This window comes from Sulfitobacter sp. M05 (genome assembly GCF_029285175.1).
GTDB lineage: Bacteria > Pseudomonadota > Alphaproteobacteria > Rhodobacterales > Rhodobacteraceae > Sulfitobacter.
This window is the reverse complement of sequence record NZ_JABEDH010000001.1, coordinates 1,464,139-1,483,644: the sequence shown is the minus strand read 5'-3', so window position 1 is coordinate 1,483,644 and position 19,506 is coordinate 1,464,139. Positions and strand designations below refer to the sequence as shown.

Genomic DNA, 19,506 nt, shown 5'->3' with positions numbered 1-19,506 from the left:
TGTACGCGCCGAGAGGGATGGCTGGGGATCAGATGCATAGGGAAAAGAGGGGCAGGCGCAGGGCCCGCCCCAAATATCGCTTAGTCGAAAACGCGGGCGTCAGGGCCGAACCATTTCACAATGGCCGCGTTGATGGTGCCGTCTTCTTTCATCGACGTGATGGCCACGTTGAACTTCTCTTTCAGCTCGGTGTCGCTTTCGCGCAGACCCAAGCCGATGCCGCCACCCAAGGGGACGTCGTCGCCTGCAAACATCAACTCGCCGCCGGATGCTTCGACGGTTGGGGCCAGGGCATCCTTGTCAGCAAACACCGCATCTGCTTCGCCGGACATGACAGCCGCGACCGTGTCGTCATACGTCGCGAACTCCAGCAGGGTTGCGCCAGATTCCGCAACAAAGCCGGCCTGAATCGTGCTGGTCTGCGCCGCGATTACGCCGCCTTTCAAGTCCGCATCCGCTGACTTCGCCATATAGGCAGAAGCGGCAGGTGGGAAATAGTTTTGTGTGAAATCAATGACTTCTTCGCGCTCGTCGGTAATCGACATGCCGGCGATGATGGTGTCGTAGTTGCCCGAGGTCAGGTTTGGAATGATGCTGTCCCACTCGTTTGTGACCCATTCGCAGGTCAACTCGGCACGTTTGCACATTTCATCGCCCAGTTCGCGCTCATAGCCGTCAACCTCGCCTGCGTCGTTGAGGAAGTTATAGGGAGGGTAGGCCCCCTCGGTTCCCATGCGGATGGTTTTGGCGTGGCCGTCTGCCAGCGCAACACTTGCGGTCAAGGCAAGTGCCGCAGTTGAAAGGATGATCTTTTTCATGAGGTATACTCCCGTTTTGATTTTATTGTTTACGTTGCAAGGGTCGCTGAAAGGAACCCGCGCAAGCGTTCTGATTTGGGTGCGCCAAACAATGTGTCCGGTGCCCCTTGTTCTTCAATCAGCCCCTGATGCAGAAAAATCACCTGATCGGATACATCTGCGGCCAGTTTCATGTCATGGGTCACAATGATCATGGTGCGCCCTTCGGCAGCCAAATCCTTGATAACTTTCACAACTTCCTGCTCCAGTTCGGGATCGAGTGCGGATGTCGGTTCATCGAACAACAGGGCTTCCGGCTCCATGCACAGGGCGCGTGCAATCGCCGCGCGCTGTTGCTGGCCACCAGAAAGCTGCGCTGGAAAGACATCGCATTTATCGCCGATGCCGACTTTTTCAAGATACCCGCGTGCGGCTTTCTCGACCTCGGCGCGGTCACGGTGCAACACGGTCAGAGGCGCTTCCATGACGTTTTGCAGGATGGTCATATGTGCCCACAGATTGAACTGCTGAAACACCATGGAAAGGTTGGTGCGGATACGCAAGACCTGAGCCGCATCAGCGGGGCGGCGCTCGTGGCCGGATCCCTTCCAAGTCAGGGGCTCGCCCTTGAACAAAATCTCGCCTTGCTGGCTGTCTTCCAGCAGATTGCAACAGCGCAGCAAAGTGGATTTGCCTGATCCGGAGGAGCCAATCAGCGAAATCACATGTCCGCGCGGGGCAGACAGGCTGACGCCTTTTAAGACTTCCAATGCACCATAGGCCTTATGAAGGCCGTCGATCTGGATCACGGGGGGCGGTGTGCTCACGCGGGGTACTCTTGCTGTTTACCACTTGGAATAAGGGGGTAAAACGCTTCGGATTGCAATGGATTCGGTAGCGTACGGAGAAAACTGCCCCAAAGTCAGCGGCTCAGCTGTTGCGTGCCACGCGTTGGCGGGCGGTATGGCTGTCGGTGTCAGTCACTCCCAGCAGGCTCGCCACAAGGCGCAACAGGGCGTTTTCCTCGTCTGAACGCGCGCCGTCTGTCAGAACCACCTGCCACAAGGCCTCGATTACGGCCAGACGATCCTCGTAGGCAACCGCATCTTTGATCGCACGGGTAAAGCGCACGGTGTCAGGGGCCTCGCGTTCCAGCGCCTCGCCCTGCGCGCGCAAATCCCGCGCCTGTCCGGCGTCCAGACCATAACGTGCGGCGGCAATTTCTTCGATCCTGCGGGCTTCCGCGTCGGCATAGTCGTTGTCAGACCGGGCGACACGCACCAAAAGCGCGGTAAGGGCTAGACGTGCATCACCATCTGCCAGCGGGGCGGGGTCAGGCTGTGTCAGCCGTTTTAGGAAATCACCAAACATAGAGGTTCATATAGGGGCGTCAGATCAAAAGGCCAAGTCAGAGCGTACGCATTGCTCTTTCGTGCAGGTCCTCAATATCTTGATCAGTCAGACCCAGCGCGGTCTCGATCGCCAGAAGCTGGATTTCTTCCTTTTCATGTCGGTGCCCGTCAGACAAGGCAACCGACCACATGGCCTCGCCCAATGCCAGCCGATGCGCATAGTCGACTTCTTCGCGCAGGATACGCGCAAATTCCGGCGTTTCGGGGGCGTCCCGTTCAAGCGCTTCGGCGGTGGCGCGCAGTTTTGCAGCCTCTATTGGGCCAATATCAAACGTGCGGGCCAGAATGCGGTCGATCTGGCCGATCTCGGTGGCGCGGTAGTTGCGATCTGCAAAAGCGACCCGCACCAGCAAGGCACCAAGCGCCAGTTGCGCGTTGGGCTGGGGCAGTGGTTTCGGCTCCGGCGCGCGGCGGGGGAAAAGACGATCAAACATAACAATAACTGTTAACTCATCTCGGGTGGTTTTCCAAAGCGTAAAGTGTCGATTGCCAACCCCTGCGGGTCAGTATTTGTGATGATAAGGCCGGCAATGTCCGCATGTCCGCCGCTGCGCAGAAAGGCCACGGCGAATTCGCCGGTGGGCTGGACGGGAACAGGGGTGATCAGGCTGCCATCGCGGCGGTAGAAATGCACCAGCGCCGTGCCGGCCTCGCCGCCGCGCAGATCAAAGGCGAGGGCAGACTGATCCTGATCAAACTGTACCGCTATGGCACCTTCGCCCTGTGCATCACGTTTCGGGAAACCAGCGCGGCCATAACCATTTAAGACATTGTTTCCCTGAAAGTTCACCAAGGATAGGTTTTGTCCCGCAAGTCCTGCCATCAGGGTCAAAGGCGCTAAGGCATGTCCCTTAACCTCGTCATGTGGGCCACGGGCAGCGATATGTTGGCCGGCGAAATGTTCACCGAACTTCGCCCCCTGTAAGGGTAGAACATCATCAATCTTGTGTCCCGGTCCACCGCCGGCGCGTTCGCCTTCAAACGTGATGACACGCGTCAGGCTCAGGCTGTCGGGATCAACAAGGCAGACAGGAGCGCCGCAAGCGGAGGCGGTGATGGGGGCAAAGGCCAGAAACAGGGCTGCCAAAGGTTTCATACCCCATCTTAGGGCCTTTGGACACTCATTGCATACCCTCAGTTTCAGTCGAATTTTCGTTCGCGCCGGCATTTGAGCGCAGGACTAACGGGTTAATTCAATCTCAAATAGCGAAGTGCGGGCGAAAATGCGCGAAACCGCACAGCGGCGCGGCAGATTTTGCCCTGCTCTTCAGTATTGGCACTTCGTATGCCGGCATGCCTTCGCGCGGAATACTTCGCACAAGGCAAAATCTGTCTCGCGCTGAGGGCATGCAGTGAATGTCCACAGATCCTAGCACAGTTCGTGCGGATTTTGGGGTTTTTCCTGAGACTGGGGGGCCTCGCCTAGTTTTCGTACCCTTCGACAATCACCATGTTATTGTCCGAAACAGGCAGCCGGATGTCCTTGGCGGCTTTGTAGCCTTCGCTTTCATAACAGGCGATGGCATCCGCATAGCTGTCGAATTCGATGACCACGGTGCGGCTCCGCCAGGTGCCTTCGGTCTGCACCTGTGTGCCGCCCCGCACCACAAACCGGGCACCGAAATCCGCCAGCGGTTTGGCATTGGCCGCGCGGTAGGTGTCGTAGACCTCGGCGTCTTTTACGTCCATCGTGGCGATCCAGTATCCTTTGGGCATGTCGGGCCTCCCTTAAAGCGTGTTGAATTTCTGACTGAGTTTGCCGGCTTCGACATCCATCCCATAGGGTGGGTTTATCACGAACATGCCTGATCCGACCATCCCATGACCGGGGCGCGCAGGCGGAAACCGGACCTCGTGGCGCAGGGCCTGTGGGTGGTCGATCATCAAAGCGTTAAGCATCGGCAAATGCGCCTTGTTGGTCAGGATCGGGTACCAGAGCGCAATAATACCGACATTCCATGCGCGGGAAAATTTGGCGATATGGCGCGGGATGGCAAGGTAGTCGTCTTTGATTTCATAGCTGGGATCAATCAGCATCATGCCGCGGCGCGGGGTTGGCGGAGTCAGCCCATGGGCCATGTCAAATCCGTCCCGCAGGTGGATTTTCGCGGGATAGGGGGACATGGCCAAGGTCAGGGCCGCATGTTCCTGCGGGTGTAACTCGGCCAGATGGATGCTGTCACTGGCGCGCAGCAGGCTGGCCGCAATCAACGGAGAGCCGGGATAGCTGTCCGGCCCATCGGATTGCGCGGTCTGTTGCAAAACGCGGGAAAACGGGTGCTGGGGACCGAACCAGTGACGGGTTTTCTGGATGCCTTGCGCGGCCTCGCCGGTCTTGCGCGCGGCCCCGTCGGCCAAATCGTAAATCGCCCGCCCGCCGTGGGTTTCAATATAGGTCAGCGGTTTGTCTTTGTGCGTGAGGTAGTCCAGCATCCACGCCAGCAGCCCGTGTTTATGGACATCTGCCAGATTTCCGGCGTGATAGATGTGTTGGTATGAAAGCATCTGTCACCTTTGCCGAAAAGTTCAGAACCCTTGCGGGTTCTGATGGGTACATTGAAACGGTTCGGGCCGTTACACCAGACGCGACATGTCTTTTGCCGCGCGTACGAAATCCTTGAACAGCGGGTGCGGATCAAACGGTTTTGATTTCAGCTCGGGGTGAAACTGGACCCCGATGAACCATGGATGATCCGGCCATTCGACGATCTCGGGCAGTTTGCCATCAGGTGACATGCCGGAAAATGCCAGACCGGCTTTCTCCAACTGATCCTTATAGGCGATATCGACCTCGTAGCGGTGGCGGTGGCGTTCATCAATCGTCGTGGTGCCATAGGCCTCGGCGACGCGCGATCCGGCGGTCAGGGTTGCGTCATAGGCACCCAATCGCATGGTGCCGCCTTTGTCATCGCCGACCTTGCGTTCGACCTTGTGATTGCCCTGTACCCATTCCTTCAGGTGATAGACCACTGGCTCAAAACGTTTTTTGCCGGCCTCATGATCGAACTCTTCGGAGCCGGCGGTTTTCACGCCGGCCACGTTGCGGGCCGCTTCGATGACCGCCATTTGCATTCCCAGGCAGATGCCAAGATAGGGCACCTTCTGTTCGCGGGCGTATTGTGCGGCCTTGATCTTGCCTTCCGTGCCGCGCTCGCCAAAGCCACCGGGAACGAGGATCGCGTGATAGCCCTCAAGGTGGCTCGAGACGTCTTCGCTGCTGTCAAAGACTTCGGCGTCGACCCATTCGACCTTGACCTTAACCCGGTTGGCCATGCCGCCGTGGGTCAGGGCCTCGGCGATGGATTTATAGGCATCTTCCAGCTGCGTGTATTTGCCGACAATCGCGACCCTTACTTCGCCTTCGGGGTTGTGAACGCGGTCGTAGACATCATGCCAGACGCTCAGGTCGGGCTTGGGGGCGGGAGAGATGTCAAAGGCGTCCAATACCGCCTGATCCAGGCCCTGTGCGTGATAGGCCAACGGGGCCTCATAAATCGAACTCAGGTCATAGGCGGCGACCACATGTTCCTTACGCACGTTACAGAACAGGGCGATTTTCTCGCGTTCTTTCTCGGGGATCGGGTGTTCTGACCGGCAGACCAGAATATCCGGAGCAATACCGATGCTTTGCAATTCCTTGACCGAATGCTGGGTCGGTTTGGTCTTCAACTCTCCAGATGCCGCCAGATAGGGCAGCAGTGTCAGATGCATAAAGATGCATTGGCCGCGCGGCTTGTCATGGGCAAACTGGCGGATCGCTTCAAAGAAGGGCAGGCCCTCGATGTCGCCAACCGTGCCGCCGATTTCGCAAAGCATGAAATCAACTTCATCATCGCCAACCTTAAGGAAGTCTTTGATTTCATTGGTAACATGGGGGACGACCTGAATGGTTTTACCCAGATAATCGCCGCGCCGTTCTTTCTCTAGCACGGTGGAGTAGATCCGCCCGGAGGAAACGGAATCGGTCATCCGTGCTGGAACGCCGGTAAAGCGTTCGTAGTGGCCCAGATCAAGGTCGGTTTCGGCCCCATCGTCGGTAACAAAAACCTCGCCGTGTTCAAACGGGCTCATCGTGCCGGGATCGACGTTCAGATAGGGGTCAAGTTTGCGCAGCCGGACAGAGTAGCCGCGGGCTTGCAGTAATGCCCCCAAAGCGGCCGAAGCCAGACCTTTGCCAAGGGATGAAACCACACCGCCGGTGATGAAAATATAGCGTGCCATGTGCCCGAAGACCCCCGTGAATTTTTGAAACTGTGCGGAATCTCCGCAAGTGGCATGGGCTCAAAGCCGCACCATCACGGGATTTAAGAATAACAGGATTCGCCGCACCAAAGCAAGGCCAGCCCGCAACATCATGTTGCAATAAATGGCTGGGCCTCAAGGTTTAGATGTAAGTGGTTATTCGGAAACCGGAACCAGTGGCGCGTCGCTGTCCGCAGGGGGCAGCAGCAGATCACCGGAAGGCACCGATGTGTCGCTCTGCACAGGGGCAGGCGCTGCGGCACCCAGGCGGTCAATCACGGAAGCGCCGGAAGATTTCTGGGCCACGATGATCGTCAGGGTGATTGAGGTGACCAGAAAGGCCGCCCCGAGGATCCATGTCAGTTTGCCCAGTGCCGTTGCCGCCGAACGTCCCGGAACGGCCCCACCGCCGCCGCCGCCCATGCCAAGGCCGCCGCCTTCGGATCGTTGCATCAGCACAACGGCAATCAGGCCGAGGGCCAGCAATAGGTGGATAATCAGAACGACATTTTCCATGGTAGGGCTGCTTTCGGTTGGCGTTTGCGGCTATCTATTCATCTTTGCGCGGCGGGGCAAGGGAGGAACGCCTGTCTGAGGCGGCTCATTCGGGAAGAATGTAAATGGCGTGAAGAATATAAATCGCGCGAAGAAAGCAAATGGACAAGCCGTGAAAGCTGGGGCAGGTTTCGCATATGCCACATGATCACGCTTCACATGATGACCCGCACGCGCTTTTGCCTGTTGATCCTGCTTTGCGGGTCAAGGCATTGGAATCCCTGTTGACCAAGAAGGGCCTGATTGATCCGGCCGCTCTGGATGAGATCATAGATACCTATGAAAACAAGATCGGACCGCGCAACGGGGCGCTGGTGGTGGCGCGCGCATGGTCCAACCCGGCGTTTCGCGCAGCCTTGTTGGAGGACGCGACCGCAGTTGTGGCCGATCTGGGGTTTTACGGACGCCAAGGCGAACACATGGTCGCGGTAGAGAACACAGATTCGGTGCATAACATGGTCGTCTGCACCCTGTGCAGCTGTTACCCATGGCCGCTGTTGGGAATTCCGCCGGGCTGGTACAAATCCGATGCTTATCGCGCCCGGGTGGTACGGGAACCGCGCAAGGTACTGGCCGATTTTGGGGTGGTGTTGCCGGATGAAACGGCAGTGCGGGTCTGGGACAGCACGGCCGAGATGCGCTATCTGGTGATCCCCAAGCGTCCTGCGGGGACAGAGGGCATGGACGAGGCGGCGCTGATGGCCCTTGTTACCCGTGACAGCATGATCGGCACCGGACTGGCGGGCCAGCCATGAGCCGGCTGCATGATATGGGCGGGCGTTTTGGCGATGGCCCGGTTGAGCCTGAAGCGGAGGGGGTGATTTTCCACGCTGACTGGCATCCGCGCGCCATGGCGCTGACTGTGGCCACCGGGGCGGTCGGGGCCTTCAACATTGACATGTCGCGCCATGCCCGCGAATGCCTGTCTCCCAAGGATTACATGCGGTTTTCCTATTATGAAAAATGGCTGGGCGGGTTGGCGAATATTCTGGTTCAGACCGGGGTTATCACGCGCGACGAACTGGCAGGACTGACGGACCCTGCGCCCAGCCCGCTGGCCGAGCGCCGGTTAAGCGCGGATCGGGTCGCCGGTGTTCTGGCCAAGGGCGGACCCGTCGAGCGTCCGTCAGATGTGGCACCGGCCTTTGTCGCCGGGGATGTGGTTGTTGCGCGTAAATTTGCGCAAAATGCGCAGGTCAGCGGCGGGCACACCCGTTTGCCGTCTTATGCGGCTGGGGCACGGGGGCGGATTCTGCGCCTGCATGGGGCGCATGTGTTTCCCGACAGTAATGCCCATGGCGGCGGCGAAGCGCCGGAACCGCTTTATGCGGTGGGGTTTGCGGCTTCCGCGTTATGGGCGCACCCCGAACACCCGCAGGATGAGGTGGTTGTGGACATGTGGCAAAGCTATCTGGAGCGGGGCGAATGAAGCCGGAACCGGTTTTCCAAGCGCCTTGGCACGCGCAGGTTTTTGCCTTGACCGTTCATCTGAACGAGGCGGGACATTTTGAATGGGCTGCCTGGGCGGAGCGGTTCGGCGCGACCTTGAAGCAGCACGGTCTGGCGCGGGAACTTAATGGCGGTGAAGATTATTTTGCCGCTTGGCTGGAAACGCTGGAAGGGTTTCTGGCCGAGATCGGCATGGCCGCCCCTGCGGAGGTCACCGCCCTGCGTGATGCTTGGGAAGCGGCCTATCTCAGCACGCCACATGGCGCGCCGGTCACGCTGGCGGACGTCTGAGGGCGCTTTTGGCCGATGGCCAAATCACTCCGCTTGCCGCCCTTTATTCGTCGACATCATCCATATCGGCCTGCCCTGAAAGCATGCGGCGCACATGGCTCCAGCTGAGGCCGATGCCCAATACAAAGCTGAGCGCCCCGAGCCCAAGCCAGAGGTTGAAGTTGCGGTCATCGAGGCGCAGCACGCCCAAATCATACAGCACCCAGAGGCAGGCCCCGACGAGGGCCATCACCAGAACCATGCCCGCGGCACCGATCGAACGCAGGGTGGCGCGCAGGTAGATGATATAGCCGATGCCCAAGAGAAGCCCTGTCAGCACGGCGATCGACAGGTTGGCATTGCCGTAACTGCGGACCCAGCTGATATAGTTGTATGGCGTCGGATTGAAGGTCGCACTCAGCAGGAGGAAGGCGCAGAGCCAGCGCAGAATAAAGCCCATGTGGATGTCCTTGTTGCGGATTGTGGATGCCTAAAGCTTTTCGGGTTTAACTTGAGGCATCACCAAGCACTTTTTGCGGTGGTCCAATGGGACAGGCTGCGAGCAAGTGATTCAAGTGTTGTTCGAAATGCTATAGCGCGGGCAGGTGGTAAATGTCTACGGCCGGTGCGGGCAGAGAGTGCGGACAGTATATAAGGCCAAAAAGAGGGGAAAGGGTGCGTTTTGCGGTTTCCCGGACGCGGCGTGGCCGCTATGACGGGCGCGGATATCTGCAAAGGAAAGAACATTATGGCCAATGTCGTTGTTGTCGGAGCCCAATGGGGTGACGAGGGAAAAGGCAAAATCGTCGACTGGCTGTCGGAACGTGCCGATGTGATCGCGCGCTTTCAGGGCGGGCACAATGCGGGTCATACTTTGGTGATTGACGGCGAAGTGTTCAAACTGGCCGCATTGCCGTCGGGGATCGTTCGGGGTGGCAAGTTGTCGGTGATTGGCAACGGGGTGGTTCTGGACCCTTGGCACTTGATGAAAGAGATTGCGCAGATTCGCACGCAGGGCGTCGAAGTTTCGCCCGAGACCCTGATGATTGCAGAGAATACACCGCTGATCCTGCCAATTCATGGCGAGTTGGACCGCGCGCGCGAGGCGCAGAATTCCGTCGCCAAGATTGGCACAACCGGTCGCGGGATCGGGCCGGCCTATGAGGATAAGGTGGGCCGCCGGTCTGTGCGTGTCGCGGACCTTGCGGATGACGCGACACTGGAGATGCGGGTGGACCGTGCCCTTGTACATCACGATGCCCTGCGTCGCGGATTGGGATTGGAACCGGTTGACCGTGACGCTTTGCTGGCCGCCCTTCGCGAGATTGCGCCGGGCATTCTGGAATATGCGGCACCGGTTTGGAAGGTGCTGAATGAAAAGCGCAAAGCGGGCAAACGGATCCTGTTTGAGGGGGCGCAGGGCGCGTTGCTGGACATTGATTTCGGGACCTATCCCTTTGTGACCTCGTCCAATGTGATCGCTGGACAGGCGGCCACGGGCACGGGCGTTGGGCCGGGCACAATTGATTTCGTGTTGGGCATTGTCAAAGCCTATACCACACGGGTTGGCGAAGGCCCGTTTCCGGCCGAGTTAGACGATGCGGACGGTCAGCGCCTTGGTGAGCGGGGCCATGAGTTTGGCACCAACACCGGCCGCAAGCGCCGCTGTGGGTGGTTTGATGCGGTGCTGGTGCGCCAGACCTGTGCGACCTCGGGGGTGAACGGGATTGCCTTCACCAAGCTGGATGTGCTTGACGGTTTCGAGACTTTGAAAATCTGTACCGGTTACGAGCTGGACGGGGAGCGGCTTGAGTATCTGCCGACTGCCGCGGATCAGCAGGCGCGTTGCACGCCGATTTACGAGGAAATGCCGGGCTGGTCCCAGTCAACCGAAGGCGCGCGCAGCTGGGCAGATTTGCCTGCCGAGGCGATTAAATATGTGCGGCGTGTTGAGGAATTGATTGATTGTCCGGTGGCGCTTTTGTCGACCTCACCGGAGCGCGAAGATACGATTCTGGTGACAGATCCTTTTGCGGATTGATCGGAGGCACCTGTGGCACTGAGTTACAAAGCACGCAGGCGTTGGTCGCTGGTGATCCTTCTGGTGGCGATGCCGCTTTATGTGATCGTTGCCCTTAACATCGTCGCCTTGTTCGAGCGGCCTTCGATGCTGGTCGAGCTGCTTATCTATGTGGGGCTTGGCGTTGCCTGGGTGTTGCCGCTCAAGAGCATTTTTAAAGGGGTCGGACAGGCTGATCCGGACGCGAAGAGTGACGACAGCAGTCGCTTGGATTAAGAAAACGGGGCCGCTTGTTTGAAGCGACCCCGATACTCGTTACACAACAATGGCTGGTGTCAGTCAGCCGACGGCACGTTCATCCGGGCGATAACCGATGTCGTCGGAAACTGTGAACCGGCCCCCTTTGATTTTTTCGATCTTACCGGCGCGCAGCAACTGACCGAATGAGCGCAATCCCTCTTCGCGGCTGAAACTTTCGGGGCCGCCGGCCTGGCGTACCTTGGTCATCAGCTGCGGACGCGAGAACTGGTCGTGACCTTCGACGAATGACATATAGGCTGCTGCGGCTTCCAAAAGTTGGGGCAGGGTTGTGGCCCCCATTTCCGCGGCAAAGTCGGAAAAGCTTTCTGCATTGGGGTTTGGCGGCACATCATCGGCGGCAGCGGTAATGCGACGGGGACGTACCGGGCCTGTGTTGGCCGGTGGTTTTTGAACATCAATACGTTGCTCTGCCACCAGTTTCAGCGGTGCCGGGCGGGCGTCGCCAGGGCGTTCGGTGCGTGCGGCGGCGCTGGTCGGGCGGCGTGGTCGCACCACTTCGGCCAGATCCTCACGGTAGGCACCATCGCCATCTTCGGCATCTCCGGTGTCGCCCATGGCTACATCGGCTTTTCTAGCGGCGACGGCAGCGCGCAGGTGGGCAAAGGCGTCGCGCCGAATTGTGCTTTCCGGCTGGTCCATCTGATGGTCGGTCTCAGCCAACAGGCGGTTAACGTCTGTTTCCGAGGTGTCGTCAATCGCCGGCAGGCTATGGCGCGCCGCTTCGGTACGGTCGCCAGCTTGTTTTGCGGCGGGGGCCTTTGTGTTTTCCTCATCCAGCTCGGCCAGTTCGCGGGCCAGATCGGCGGCATCCTCGTCTGAAAGCGCAGTTTGCTTTTTGCCGCGGGCCGGAGCGAGGTCGTCCAGTTTCGGGGGCGTGACCTCTTCAGGCTGGTTGTTTGCGCCTTCGGGCTCGTCACCGTCGTCGCCGTATTCCTCAAGTTCACCCTTCTCAAGAGCGGCTTCAAGATCGGCACGTTTTACCTTGATCACACGGGCACGGGGCGCGGTTTTGTCTGATGTTGCATCGGTTGCATCCGCGACATTGGCCGTTTCTGTATCATCCGCGACCTTTGCGCTGGACGAGGCTGGCGCGGTATCAAGTGGGGCCTCGTCTTCAAACAGGTTGCTGACCGTATCTTCGACACTTGGTTGCGCCGGCGTGTCCGCAAGGGGGACATCCTTCAACGGTTTGGATTCCGCTTTGGCGACGGCAACCGGGGTGCCGCTTGCCGCGCTTTCCAGGCGGCTTAGGATCGCGCTGACATCATCATCCTGTTCGTCGCCCGCTTGGGACGGCGCTTCGGAGGTTGCGGTTTCGACCGCGTCATCGGCGTCAAGCGCGTCTTTGATCTCGGTGCGGGCATCCGCAATCACATCATCGGCTGACAGGTCATTGGCAGTGTCTTCTTCTTCAGCATGTTCGTCTTCAAGGTAGTCGTCGTCTTCCTCGTCGTCGTCTTCATGCTGTGCCACCACGGCGCGGATGCGCTGAAGCTTTGCTGTAATGCTGTCGGGTGCCGGCGCTTCGGAGGCGGGGGAAACTGTTTCCACCGGCGCAGTCTGCGTTTCATCGGCAAGGTCGGCGGCCAGTTCATCGTCTTCCGGCGGTAATTGTGCTTCCTTGCTGCTTTCGGCAAAGAAGGCTTCGACGTCTGCGTCGGGTTGGCCGGGCACAATGTCGTTTTCGTCTTCGACGAATTCCGGTGCCGCTGAATCGGTTTCAGCCACCTCTGCCACCGGCGCGTTAATTTCTTCTGGCGCGATTTTTGCAATGTCAGAGGATGTGTCGACGGCAACAGGCACGACGGATGCCGCATCTTGGGCGCTTTCCTCGATGGTGACGGTTGGTGCCGGCATATCTACCGCGGGCGCGGCTGTTGAGACCTCGACCTTCGCGTCAGCCGAGGGGGCGGGATCGGCGAGGGCGGCTGTGGCGGTGGCTGGCATCGGTGCCGGCTGTGAGGCAACGGTTTGGTCTTCGATGGCGCTGAGGACTATTTTGCCATCTTGTTCGCGGGCCTGAACACGGCGCGACACTTCTTTCTGTGCAATGCGTGCCAGCATATCCGCATCGGGCTGTGGCGGTTCCGCGCCAAAATACCGGTCATCGGCGGCGAGATCTCTAAAATACTCTGCAATAGCCTTCATCGTGCCAAAGGAATCGTCGAATCCCTCCAGCGTGCACGAAAATGTGCCATAGGAGACCGTAAGAATTTTGTTATTATTCATCATCGGATGCTCGTCCTCTGCGGTTTTCTAATTTACCGTTTACCACGATGTCCAAGACCAAAGCGGCCCGAATCTGTGCCCTGTAGCGTATCATTTTGTGGCGAGAATGTGATGAGTTTCCGAGAAGGCGCGTAATTGCCCATATTTGACCCCATTGTTTCCAGTCCTGATCTTGTTACCCTTGTTGGTGGCGGAGAGGCTACGCCGCAGGACCTAGCAGAAGCGTTAACGCTGGCCCCGGTTTGTGTCGCCGTGGATGGCGGGGCGGCATTGGCCTTGCGTTGCGATGTCGCACCAGCTGCCGTGATCGGTGATTTTGACTCCGTGTCCGACAGGGATCTGGCCGGTGTCCCGGCGCACCGTCAGCACCGGATCGCCGAACAGGACAGCACAGATTTCGAAAAGGCCCTGAGCAGGGTTGCCACGCCTGTGGTGCTGGGTGTCGGGTTTCTGGGCGGGCGGGTGGACCACCAGCTGGCCGCTTTTCACACCCTTGCCGCGCGCTGTGAACGGCCCTGTGTTCTGCTGGGGCGGGAGGAGGTGGTTTGCCTTGCGCCGCCTGCGATTTCCCTGCCGACACAGGTAGGGGATGTAGTTTCGTTGTTTCCACTGGCGGCGGTCGCGGGGCAAAGTACGGGGTTGGAGTGGCCCATTCAGGGCTTGGCGTTTGACCCTTTGACGCAGATCGGGACATCAAACCGGGCCACAGGACCGGTAACATTGCAAATGCAGACCGCAGCCATGATCTTGATTCTGCCGCGTCGCCTTATGCCCGAGCTTCTGTCAGCTCTTTCGCAGACAGCGACCGCGCGATGGCCCGCTCGCGCAGAATAACATACAGACCGGCAACAATCGTAATTGCGATACCGAGGCAGGCCAACCTGTTGGGAAATTCGCCAAAAATCAGCAAGCCCAACAAGGTCGCAAAAGGGATTTCGAGGTATTGCATTGGGGCCAGCGTCGCAGAGGGCGCAAAGCGCAGCGACCATGTCATCAGGAGGTGGGCGACTGTGCCTAAGCCCCCTAGACCTAACAGCATGGCCCATTGCCCGCTGGTGGGGGCGGCGATCTGAAGTGTTGGAATATCCTGGGCACTGCCGATCGCCAGAACCGGGACTATGAGTATCAGCGCCATTGCGCCACTGACGGCTTGCAGGCTGATCGGATCGGTTTCTTTGGCAATCTTGCGGGTGACGAGCATGAACAGCGAGAAGATGGCCGCAACGGCAACGGGCAGTAACGCTGGCCACCCGACGCTGACAAAGCTGGGCTGGATCACCAGAAGCGTGCCCAAAAAACCGACAAGGCAGGCGGCCAACCGCCGTTTACCGACTTCTTCGTTCAGGACGAATTTCCCAAGGATCAACATGAAGAAGGGCATGACAAATGCGATTGCGACGGCGTCGGCCAGCGGCAGATAGGTTAGGGCGATGAACATAGTCGTGATGCCCAGAATATGCAGGACGGTGCGCAGCAGAACCAGCCAAAAGGTGGCACCGTGTACCTGCCATGCCCGACCGGAAACCCAGACCAGCGGTGCCAGCAACAGGAATTGTACGGCAAAACGGATCATCACGACCTGCCCAAGGGCAACCGACGTGCCCAGCATTTTGGCGATGGCATCCGCCAGAGGCGCGATCAGGCAAAACCCGAGCATCAGGGTGATGCCGATGAAGGGGCGGTCTTGGGGCATGGGCAAAATCTAATGAAATCGGAGGGATTCTGCAACGCGTGGTTGTTTTGAGGCCGTTTTGGTGGATACGGCTGTCCGGTAAGACTGGCAATGCGGGAGAGGCTGGGCTGGCGAATACGGAAGCGGGCGGTTGGCGTGATGGCGGAGCAGATCAGGTGAGGGCGCGGTGGTTCTGTCGCCCTGATGCCAGCCTATAGGATTTGGAAGATCCGCTGTTATCCGGCACACGCCGCGAGCAGAAATGAATCGCCTGCGTGTTTGGCCCGTCTTGCTTGGTCTGCGACTGTCGATAAGGATCAACCGGTCGGGCGGCTTTGTTGTCTCCTCCGAGCCGGTTCTTGGCTGGGCGACAGCATCTGGTCCTCCCCTCAGGCTGCGGGTCGTCCCAGATTCACCTGATTGCGGCCGCGTCCCTTGGCCGCGTAAAGCGCACTGTCGGCTTCCTCCAGAAGAGTTTGGCCATCGCTGGTCTGGAGATCATGTTCTCCGGTATCTCCGCCGCCGATTGCCATGCCGATGCTGACGGTCACGGCGATTGGCGTCGCACTGCCCGGCACAATGAAAGGGGTGGACGAGATATCGCCGCACAGACGCAAGGCGGCTTTGCGCGCTTCCGCCAGATCCGCGGCGGGCATGATGACCAGAAACTCCTCGCCGCCGACGCGCGCAACCATATCAGAGCTTCGCAAGGTGCGGCGCAACCGGTTTGCCACCTCGACCAGCACCGCGTCGCCGGAACTGTGGCCATAGACGTCATTGATCCGTTTGAAATGATCCAGATCGGCCAACATCACCGCAAAGGTTCTGCCGGTCCTGTCCGCATGTTCGCAAATGCGCGCAAGGTGGGGCATGGCGTATCGGCGGTTGTAAACCCCCGTGAGCGGGTCAAACACCGCGGCTTGCAATCCGGTACGCACACTGGCGCGCAGCTGTTCACCCATCCGTTTCCGCCGCATCACGGCTTTGATCCGCAGGGACAGTTCGGCGGCGTCAAACCCGTGGGCCATCAGGTCATCAGCCCCTAGATCAAGCGCCTGCGCGCCCAAGCCTGCATCGGGCGCGGTCTGCAAGACGATAACGCCGGTATGTCGCGCGCTGGCATTGGCCCGTAACGTCGAAATCAGCCGCAGATCTTCAACTGCGGCGCTGGCATTTTCAGGCAGAACCAGCACGAATACATCCGGCAGGGCGTCTGACGTGACCTCAGCCATCAGGGTGGCGGCGCTGGAAAGGGTCAGTTTGGCCCGCAACACAGGGCGCAGATGCATGGCGAACTTCTGTAACTGCGGTGTATCCGAGCTGACGAGAACACAGCGGCATTGTTCCTCGAACCCGGTTTCCGGTTCTGCCAGTCCAAGGGCGCGGCACGTATCTTCGCGCATGCGCCATTCGGCGGTTGTGTTATGCGCCCGAATTAGGCTGCGCACCCGGCCCATCAGTAGGGTTTCGTCGACAGGTTGCGAGAAAACATCACGCACGCCGACCTCCAGCGCAGCCATGCGCGCTTCGGCATCTTCCTGCTGGCCAATGGCGATCACCGGAATATGGTCGGTTGCCTGATCGGTCGCCAGAACGTGGCACAGCTCGGCTGCACTGCCATCCGGTAGGGAAAAGGCAGAAATCACCAGACCGGGCAGCTCCTCACGTACAACGGCAATCGCCTCTTGCATGGATGTGGCATAGCTGACGTCATAATACACCTTGCGCAGCTTGACCTTGAGGATGATACGGTTCGTTGCGATCGCATCTACAATGAGGATTTTTCCCTGCACGCAAGCCGCCTTTCCACGTAAAAAGAGTTTCACATTTCATGGCGCAGTTTTTGCCGCTATTGGTTAACAAAGCGTTTCCACAGCTTCTAAAAACGGAAAGACACGATGCAAAAAACGCAAGAATCCGCCGAAACCCTTGGCTTGCAGGTCTTGGGCTGGTTGGTGGGCAATGATGATCTGATGTCGGTGTTTCTGGGCAGCACAGGCATATCAGAGGCGGACATCAGGGCGCGCGCTACCGATCCGCTGTTTCTGGGCGCTGTGTTGGATTTTCTGATGATGGATGACGCATGGGTCATCCGGTTTTGTGATGAACATACAATAGCTTATGATCGAATTATGCAGGCGCGCGCCGCCTTGCCAGGTGGGGAACAGGTGAACTGGACATGACAAAAATTACCGGAATTGTGTTCGACAAGGACGGCACGCTTTTTGATTTCTCCGCCACTTGGGCGGCTTGGGCCAGTGCATTTTTGATGCGGATTTCCAAGGGGGATCGGGCAAAAGCCGCTGAGATAGGCACTGTGATCGGTTTTGACATGGCGCGCGAAACCTTCGCTGCGGACAGTCTGGTTATCGCCAGCACGGCAGGCGAGGTGGGCGCGGCCCTGCATCCGTTTTGTCCGCATCTGACGATGCAGGAACTGATGGTCGCATTGAACGATGAGGCCGAACAGGCTCCTCAGGTTCAAGCCGTGCCGCTTGACCCCTTGCTGCGCGGGTTGCGGGCCGCGGGCATATGCCTTGGCGTGGCGACCAATGATGCTGAAAAACCAGCGCGGGCGCATCTGGAGCAAGCCGGAATCGGCGGTTTGTTCGATTTTATCGCGGGCTATGATTCCGGCCATGGTGGCAAGCCGGCACCGGGGCAACTGCTGGCCTTTGCCGCTGATACTGGTCTTGATCCCGCGCAGGTTCTCATGGTGGGGGACAGTACCCATGATCTTCATGCCGGCCGGGCCGCCGGGATGATCCCTGTTGGTGTGCTTACCGGGATTGCCTCGAATGCGGATCTGGCCCCCTTTGCGGAGGTTGTTCTGCCGGACATTGGGCACCTGCCAGGGTGGATTGCGGCACAAGGCTGACGGTTTAGCGCCCAAAAACGACAGAGACCGTCGCGAACGGCAAGGCTGTGACCGTGGCCTTGGGGCCTTCTGAAGACAACTTCAGGAGGACACAATATGACCGATGGACCTACGAAACGCAGGACACGCGGCGGCGGACGGGCAGGGGCCAAAGACCGGCGCGGCACCTCGGTTATTGAACAGATGCCCTGGAACCCGCCCGTGAACATTGACCGCCCGGTCGAACCGCTGGGCCCTGAGGGGGTTGCGGCCATTCACGACGGCGCTATGCGCATCCTCGAAGAGATCGGGATCGAATTCCTGAACCCCGAAGCACTGGACATCCTGCGCAAGGCGGGCTGCAAGGTCGAAGGGGAGAACGTCCGCATGGGGCGTGATTTTGTGATGGAATGGATCGGCAAGGCGCCGTCCGAGTTCACCCTGACGCCACGCAATCCAAAGCGCCAGATAACCGTCGGCGGGAACAACCTGTTGTTTGGCAACGTATCCTCGCCGCCCAACTATTGGGATATGTCCATCGGCAAGAAGATGGCCGGCACCCGCGCACAATGCAGGGATTTGTTAAAGCTGACCCAGTATTTTAACTGTATCCATTTCGCCGGTGGCTATCCGGTGGAACCCTGCGATGTCCATGCGTCGGTGCGCCATCTGGATGTGCTGTATGACAAGCTGACGCTGACCGACAAGGTGATGCATGCCTATTCGCTGGGGGCGGAACGGGTTGAGGATGTGATGGAGATGGTGCGCATCGCTGGCGGTCTGACCCATGAGGAATTCGATGCTAGCCCGCATATGTACACCAATATTAACTCTACTTCACCGTTGAAACATGACTTTCCGATGATGGACGGCTGGATGCGTATGGCGCGGCGCGGGCAGGGTCTTGTGGTTACACCGTTTACTTTGGCGGGGGCGATGGCACCGGTAACCATGTCCGGTGCTGTGGCGCAATCACTTGCCGAGGCACTTTGTGCCGTGGTGCTGGCCCAGATCATTCGCCCCGGCTGTCCGGTGGCGATTGGCACCTTTACCTCTAATGTGGATATGAAATCAGGGGCCCCGGCCTTTGGCACGCCTGAATATATGCGCGCGACACAGATGACGGGGCAAATGGCGCGGTTTTATGACCTGCCTTTGCGTTCTTCCGGCGTTTGTGCGGCCAATGTGCCAGATGGGCAGGCGATGTGGGAGACATCAAATTCCCTGTGGGCGGCGGTGCAATCGGGTACAAATATGGTTTATCACGCGGCGGGCTGGTTGGAAGGCGGGCTGATCGCGAGCCCTGAAAAGTTCATTATGGACTGTGAGGTTCTGCAACAAATACAGCGCTATATGCAGCCGGAGATTTGCGCGACCGGGCCGGATGAGATTGCTCTGGACGCGATCAAATCGGTTGGCAATCAGGGGCATTTCTTTGGCATCCAGCATACGCAGGACCGATATACCACAGCGTTCTATCAACCTTTCCTGTCGGATTGGCGGAACTATGAGGGCTGGGAAGTGGCAGGCGGTGTCTGGACGGCAGAACGGGCACATCACATGTTCAAGGAAATTGTCACCAGCTTTGAGTCACCGGAGATGGACATTGCGATCCGTGACGCGCTGGCCGATTTTGTGGCGCGTCGCAAATCAGAAGGGGGGGCTCCTACCGATTTCTGACA

General features: G+C 58.8%; 22 protein-coding genes. 9 read left to right on the top strand and 13 right to left on the bottom strand.

From position 1 onward, the window contains the following. Positions 1-80: 80 nt before the first annotated feature. The 9 genes from HKX44_RS07330 to secG all read right to left on the bottom strand — a co-directional run bounded on the left by HKX44_RS07330 (position 81) and on the right by secG (position 6,967). Positions 81-818, bottom strand: coding sequence for a transporter substrate-binding domain-containing protein (locus HKX44_RS07330; protein WP_276150619.1), 738 nt, complete (start codon positions 816-818; stop codon positions 81-83). A 29-nt stretch (positions 819-847) separates the two neighbouring features. Beyond that, positions 848-1,624: an amino acid ABC transporter ATP-binding protein gene (locus HKX44_RS07325; RefSeq protein ID WP_276150618.1), complete on the bottom strand. Its 777-nt coding sequence runs from the start codon at positions 1,622-1,624 to the stop codon at positions 848-850. A 103-nt stretch (positions 1,625-1,727) separates the two neighbouring features. Then, a complete protein-coding gene (locus tag HKX44_RS07320; RefSeq protein WP_276150617.1) occupies positions 1,728-2,168 on the bottom strand; it encodes a TerB family tellurite resistance protein in 441 nt (146 codons plus the stop codon). A gap of 37 nt (positions 2,169-2,205) precedes the next feature. Then, complete coding sequence (locus HKX44_RS07315; RefSeq protein WP_276150616.1) at positions 2,206-2,643, bottom strand: TerB family tellurite resistance protein; 438 nt, start codon at positions 2,641-2,643, stop codon at positions 2,206-2,208. 11 nt (positions 2,644-2,654) lie between these two features. Next, positions 2,655-3,305, bottom strand: a complete 651-nt coding sequence (locus HKX44_RS07310; protein ID WP_276150615.1) for a hypothetical protein — start codon at positions 3,303-3,305, stop codon at positions 2,655-2,657. A gap of 326 nt (positions 3,306-3,631) precedes the next feature. Continuing rightward, a complete protein-coding gene (locus tag HKX44_RS07305; RefSeq protein WP_276150614.1) occupies positions 3,632-3,925 on the bottom strand; it encodes a DUF1330 domain-containing protein in 294 nt (97 codons plus the stop codon). A 12-nt stretch (positions 3,926-3,937) separates the two neighbouring features. After that, entirely contained in the window at positions 3,938-4,714 is a 777-nt protein-coding gene (gene rlmJ / locus HKX44_RS07300) for a 23S rRNA (adenine(2030)-N(6))-methyltransferase RlmJ (RefSeq protein WP_276150613.1), read from the bottom strand. A gap of 69 nt (positions 4,715-4,783) precedes the next feature. After that, the gene (locus HKX44_RS07295; protein WP_276150612.1) at positions 4,784-6,430 is read right to left on the bottom strand and encodes a CTP synthase; all 1,647 of its coding nucleotides are present in this window, start codon (positions 6,428-6,430) and stop codon (positions 4,784-4,786) included. 177 nt (positions 6,431-6,607) lie between these two features. After that, entirely contained in the window at positions 6,608-6,967 is a 360-nt protein-coding gene (gene secG / locus HKX44_RS07290; RefSeq protein ID WP_276150611.1) for a preprotein translocase subunit SecG, read from the bottom strand. 176 nt (positions 6,968-7,143) lie between these two features. On the opposite strand from secG, the gene nthA reads away from it, so the two are divergent. The 3 genes from nthA to HKX44_RS07275 are packed head-to-tail and all read left to right on the top strand — an operon-like array spanning position 7,144 to position 8,746. Next, entirely contained in the window at positions 7,144-7,761 is a 618-nt protein-coding gene (gene nthA, locus HKX44_RS07285; RefSeq protein WP_276150610.1) for a nitrile hydratase subunit alpha, read from the top strand. Further along, a complete protein-coding gene (gene nthB, locus HKX44_RS07280) occupies positions 7,758-8,435 on the top strand; it encodes a nitrile hydratase subunit beta (RefSeq protein WP_276150609.1) in 678 nt (225 codons plus the stop codon). Before nthA ends, nthB begins: the two co-directional genes overlap by 4 nt. Further along, on the top strand, positions 8,432-8,746 hold the full coding sequence (locus HKX44_RS07275; protein ID WP_276150608.1) for a nitrile hydratase accessory protein: 315 nt from the start codon (positions 8,432-8,434) through the stop codon (positions 8,744-8,746). Before nthB ends, HKX44_RS07275 begins: the two co-directional genes overlap by 4 nt. A 43-nt stretch (positions 8,747-8,789) precedes the next feature. Here the strand turns inward: HKX44_RS07275 and HKX44_RS07270 are convergent, their stop codons facing one another. After that, positions 8,790-9,185 carry a DUF6524 family protein gene (locus HKX44_RS07270; protein ID WP_276150607.1) on the bottom strand — a complete coding sequence of 132 codons (396 nt, stop codon included), beginning with the start codon at positions 9,183-9,185 and terminating at the stop codon, positions 8,790-8,792. A gap of 288 nt (positions 9,186-9,473) precedes the next feature. Here HKX44_RS07270 and HKX44_RS07265 point away from each other — a divergent pair, with 288 nt between their 5' ends. Both HKX44_RS07265 and HKX44_RS07260 read left to right on the top strand, forming a co-directional pair. Beyond that, positions 9,474-10,766 carry an adenylosuccinate synthase gene (locus HKX44_RS07265; RefSeq protein ID WP_276150606.1) on the top strand — a complete coding sequence of 431 codons (1,293 nt, stop codon included), beginning with the start codon at positions 9,474-9,476 and terminating at the stop codon, positions 10,764-10,766. A 12-nt stretch (positions 10,767-10,778) separates the two neighbouring features. Continuing rightward, positions 10,779-11,021, top strand: a complete 243-nt coding sequence (locus tag HKX44_RS07260; protein ID WP_276150605.1) for a DUF2842 domain-containing protein — start codon at positions 10,779-10,781, stop codon at positions 11,019-11,021. Positions 11,022-11,084: 63 nt separating this feature from the next. Here HKX44_RS07260 and HKX44_RS07255 read toward each other — a convergent pair whose 3' ends face one another. Beyond that, positions 11,085-13,298 carry a hypothetical protein gene (locus HKX44_RS07255; protein WP_276150604.1) on the bottom strand — a complete coding sequence of 738 codons (2,214 nt, stop codon included), beginning with the start codon at positions 13,296-13,298 and terminating at the stop codon, positions 11,085-11,087. Between the two features lie 132 nt (positions 13,299-13,430). On the opposite strand from HKX44_RS07255, the gene HKX44_RS07250 reads away from it, so the two are divergent. Continuing rightward, positions 13,431-14,129, top strand: coding sequence for a thiamine diphosphokinase (locus HKX44_RS07250; RefSeq protein ID WP_346348170.1), 699 nt, complete (start codon positions 13,431-13,433; stop codon positions 14,127-14,129). Here the strand turns inward: HKX44_RS07250 and HKX44_RS07245 are convergent. After that, positions 14,062-14,988 (bottom strand): DMT family transporter, encoded by a 927-nt coding sequence (locus tag HKX44_RS07245; protein ID WP_276150603.1) that lies wholly within the window; start codon positions 14,986-14,988, stop codon positions 14,062-14,064. The two genes, HKX44_RS07250 and HKX44_RS07245, sit on opposite strands and share 68 nt — an antisense overlap. Before the next feature lie 368 nt (positions 14,989-15,356). Next, positions 15,357-16,760, bottom strand: coding sequence for a diguanylate cyclase (locus HKX44_RS07240; protein ID WP_276150602.1), 1,404 nt, complete (start codon positions 16,758-16,760; stop codon positions 15,357-15,359). A gap of 105 nt (positions 16,761-16,865) precedes the next feature. On the opposite strand from HKX44_RS07240, the gene HKX44_RS07235 reads away from it, so the two are divergent. From HKX44_RS07235 to HKX44_RS07225, 3 genes are all read left to right on the top strand, one after another. Next, positions 16,866-17,150, top strand: coding sequence for a DUF3572 domain-containing protein (locus tag HKX44_RS07235; protein WP_276150601.1), 285 nt, complete (start codon positions 16,866-16,868; stop codon positions 17,148-17,150). Further along, positions 17,147-17,845 carry an HAD family hydrolase gene (locus tag HKX44_RS07230; RefSeq protein ID WP_276150600.1) on the top strand — a complete coding sequence of 233 codons (699 nt, stop codon included), beginning with the start codon at positions 17,147-17,149 and terminating at the stop codon, positions 17,843-17,845. The genes HKX44_RS07235 and HKX44_RS07230 overlap by 4 nt, the downstream gene beginning before the upstream one ends. 96 nt (positions 17,846-17,941) lie before the next feature. Then, a complete protein-coding gene (locus HKX44_RS07225) occupies positions 17,942-19,504 on the top strand; it encodes a trimethylamine methyltransferase family protein (RefSeq protein WP_276150599.1) in 1,563 nt (520 codons plus the stop codon). Positions 19,505-19,506 lie beyond the last annotated feature (2 nt).

What these genes read in the sequence shown, in the direction of transcription:
- HKX44_RS07295 (WP_276150612.1), bottom strand. Translation starts at nt 6,430, where the DNA reads ATGGCACGCTATATTTTCATCACCGGCGGTGTGGTTTCATCCCTTGGC.
- HKX44_RS07245 (WP_276150603.1), bottom strand. Translation starts at nt 14,988, where the DNA reads ATGCCCCAAGACCGCCCCTTCATCGGCATCACCCTGATGCTCGGGTTT.
- rlmJ (WP_276150613.1), bottom strand. Translation starts at nt 4,714, where the DNA reads ATGCTTTCATACCAACACATCTATCACGCCGGAAATCTGGCAGATGTC.
- HKX44_RS07270 (WP_276150607.1), bottom strand. Translation starts at nt 9,185, where the DNA reads ATGGGCTTTATTCTGCGCTGGCTCTGCGCCTTCCTCCTGCTGAGTGCG.
- HKX44_RS07330 (WP_276150619.1), bottom strand. Translation starts at nt 818, where the DNA reads ATGAAAAAGATCATCCTTTCAACTGCGGCACTTGCCTTGACCGCAAGT.
- nthB (WP_276150609.1), top strand. Translation starts at nt 7,758, where the DNA reads ATGAGCCGGCTGCATGATATGGGCGGGCGTTTTGGCGATGGCCCGGTT.
- HKX44_RS07275 (WP_276150608.1), top strand. Translation starts at nt 8,432, where the DNA reads ATGAAGCCGGAACCGGTTTTCCAAGCGCCTTGGCACGCGCAGGTTTTT.
- HKX44_RS07230 (WP_276150600.1), top strand. Translation starts at nt 17,147, where the DNA reads ATGACAAAAATTACCGGAATTGTGTTCGACAAGGACGGCACGCTTTTT.
- nthA (WP_276150610.1), top strand. Translation starts at nt 7,144, where the DNA reads ATGCCACATGATCACGCTTCACATGATGACCCGCACGCGCTTTTGCCT.
- secG (WP_276150611.1), bottom strand. Translation starts at nt 6,967, where the DNA reads ATGGAAAATGTCGTTCTGATTATCCACCTATTGCTGGCCCTCGGCCTG.
- HKX44_RS07315 (WP_276150616.1), bottom strand. Translation starts at nt 2,643, where the DNA reads ATGTTTGATCGTCTTTTCCCCCGCCGCGCGCCGGAGCCGAAACCACTG.
- HKX44_RS07255 (WP_276150604.1), bottom strand. Translation starts at nt 13,298, where the DNA reads ATGATGAATAATAACAAAATTCTTACGGTCTCCTATGGCACATTTTCG.
- HKX44_RS07265 (WP_276150606.1), top strand. Translation starts at nt 9,474, where the DNA reads ATGGCCAATGTCGTTGTTGTCGGAGCCCAATGGGGTGACGAGGGAAAA.
- HKX44_RS07225 (WP_276150599.1), top strand. Translation starts at nt 17,942, where the DNA reads ATGACCGATGGACCTACGAAACGCAGGACACGCGGCGGCGGACGGGCA.
- HKX44_RS07310 (WP_276150615.1), bottom strand. Translation starts at nt 3,305, where the DNA reads ATGAAACCTTTGGCAGCCCTGTTTCTGGCCTTTGCCCCCATCACCGCC.
- HKX44_RS07235 (WP_276150601.1), top strand. Translation starts at nt 16,866, where the DNA reads ATGCAAAAAACGCAAGAATCCGCCGAAACCCTTGGCTTGCAGGTCTTG.
- HKX44_RS07320 (WP_276150617.1), bottom strand. Translation starts at nt 2,168, where the DNA reads ATGTTTGGTGATTTCCTAAAACGGCTGACACAGCCTGACCCCGCCCCG.
- HKX44_RS07305 (WP_276150614.1), bottom strand. Translation starts at nt 3,925, where the DNA reads ATGCCCAAAGGATACTGGATCGCCACGATGGACGTAAAAGACGCCGAG.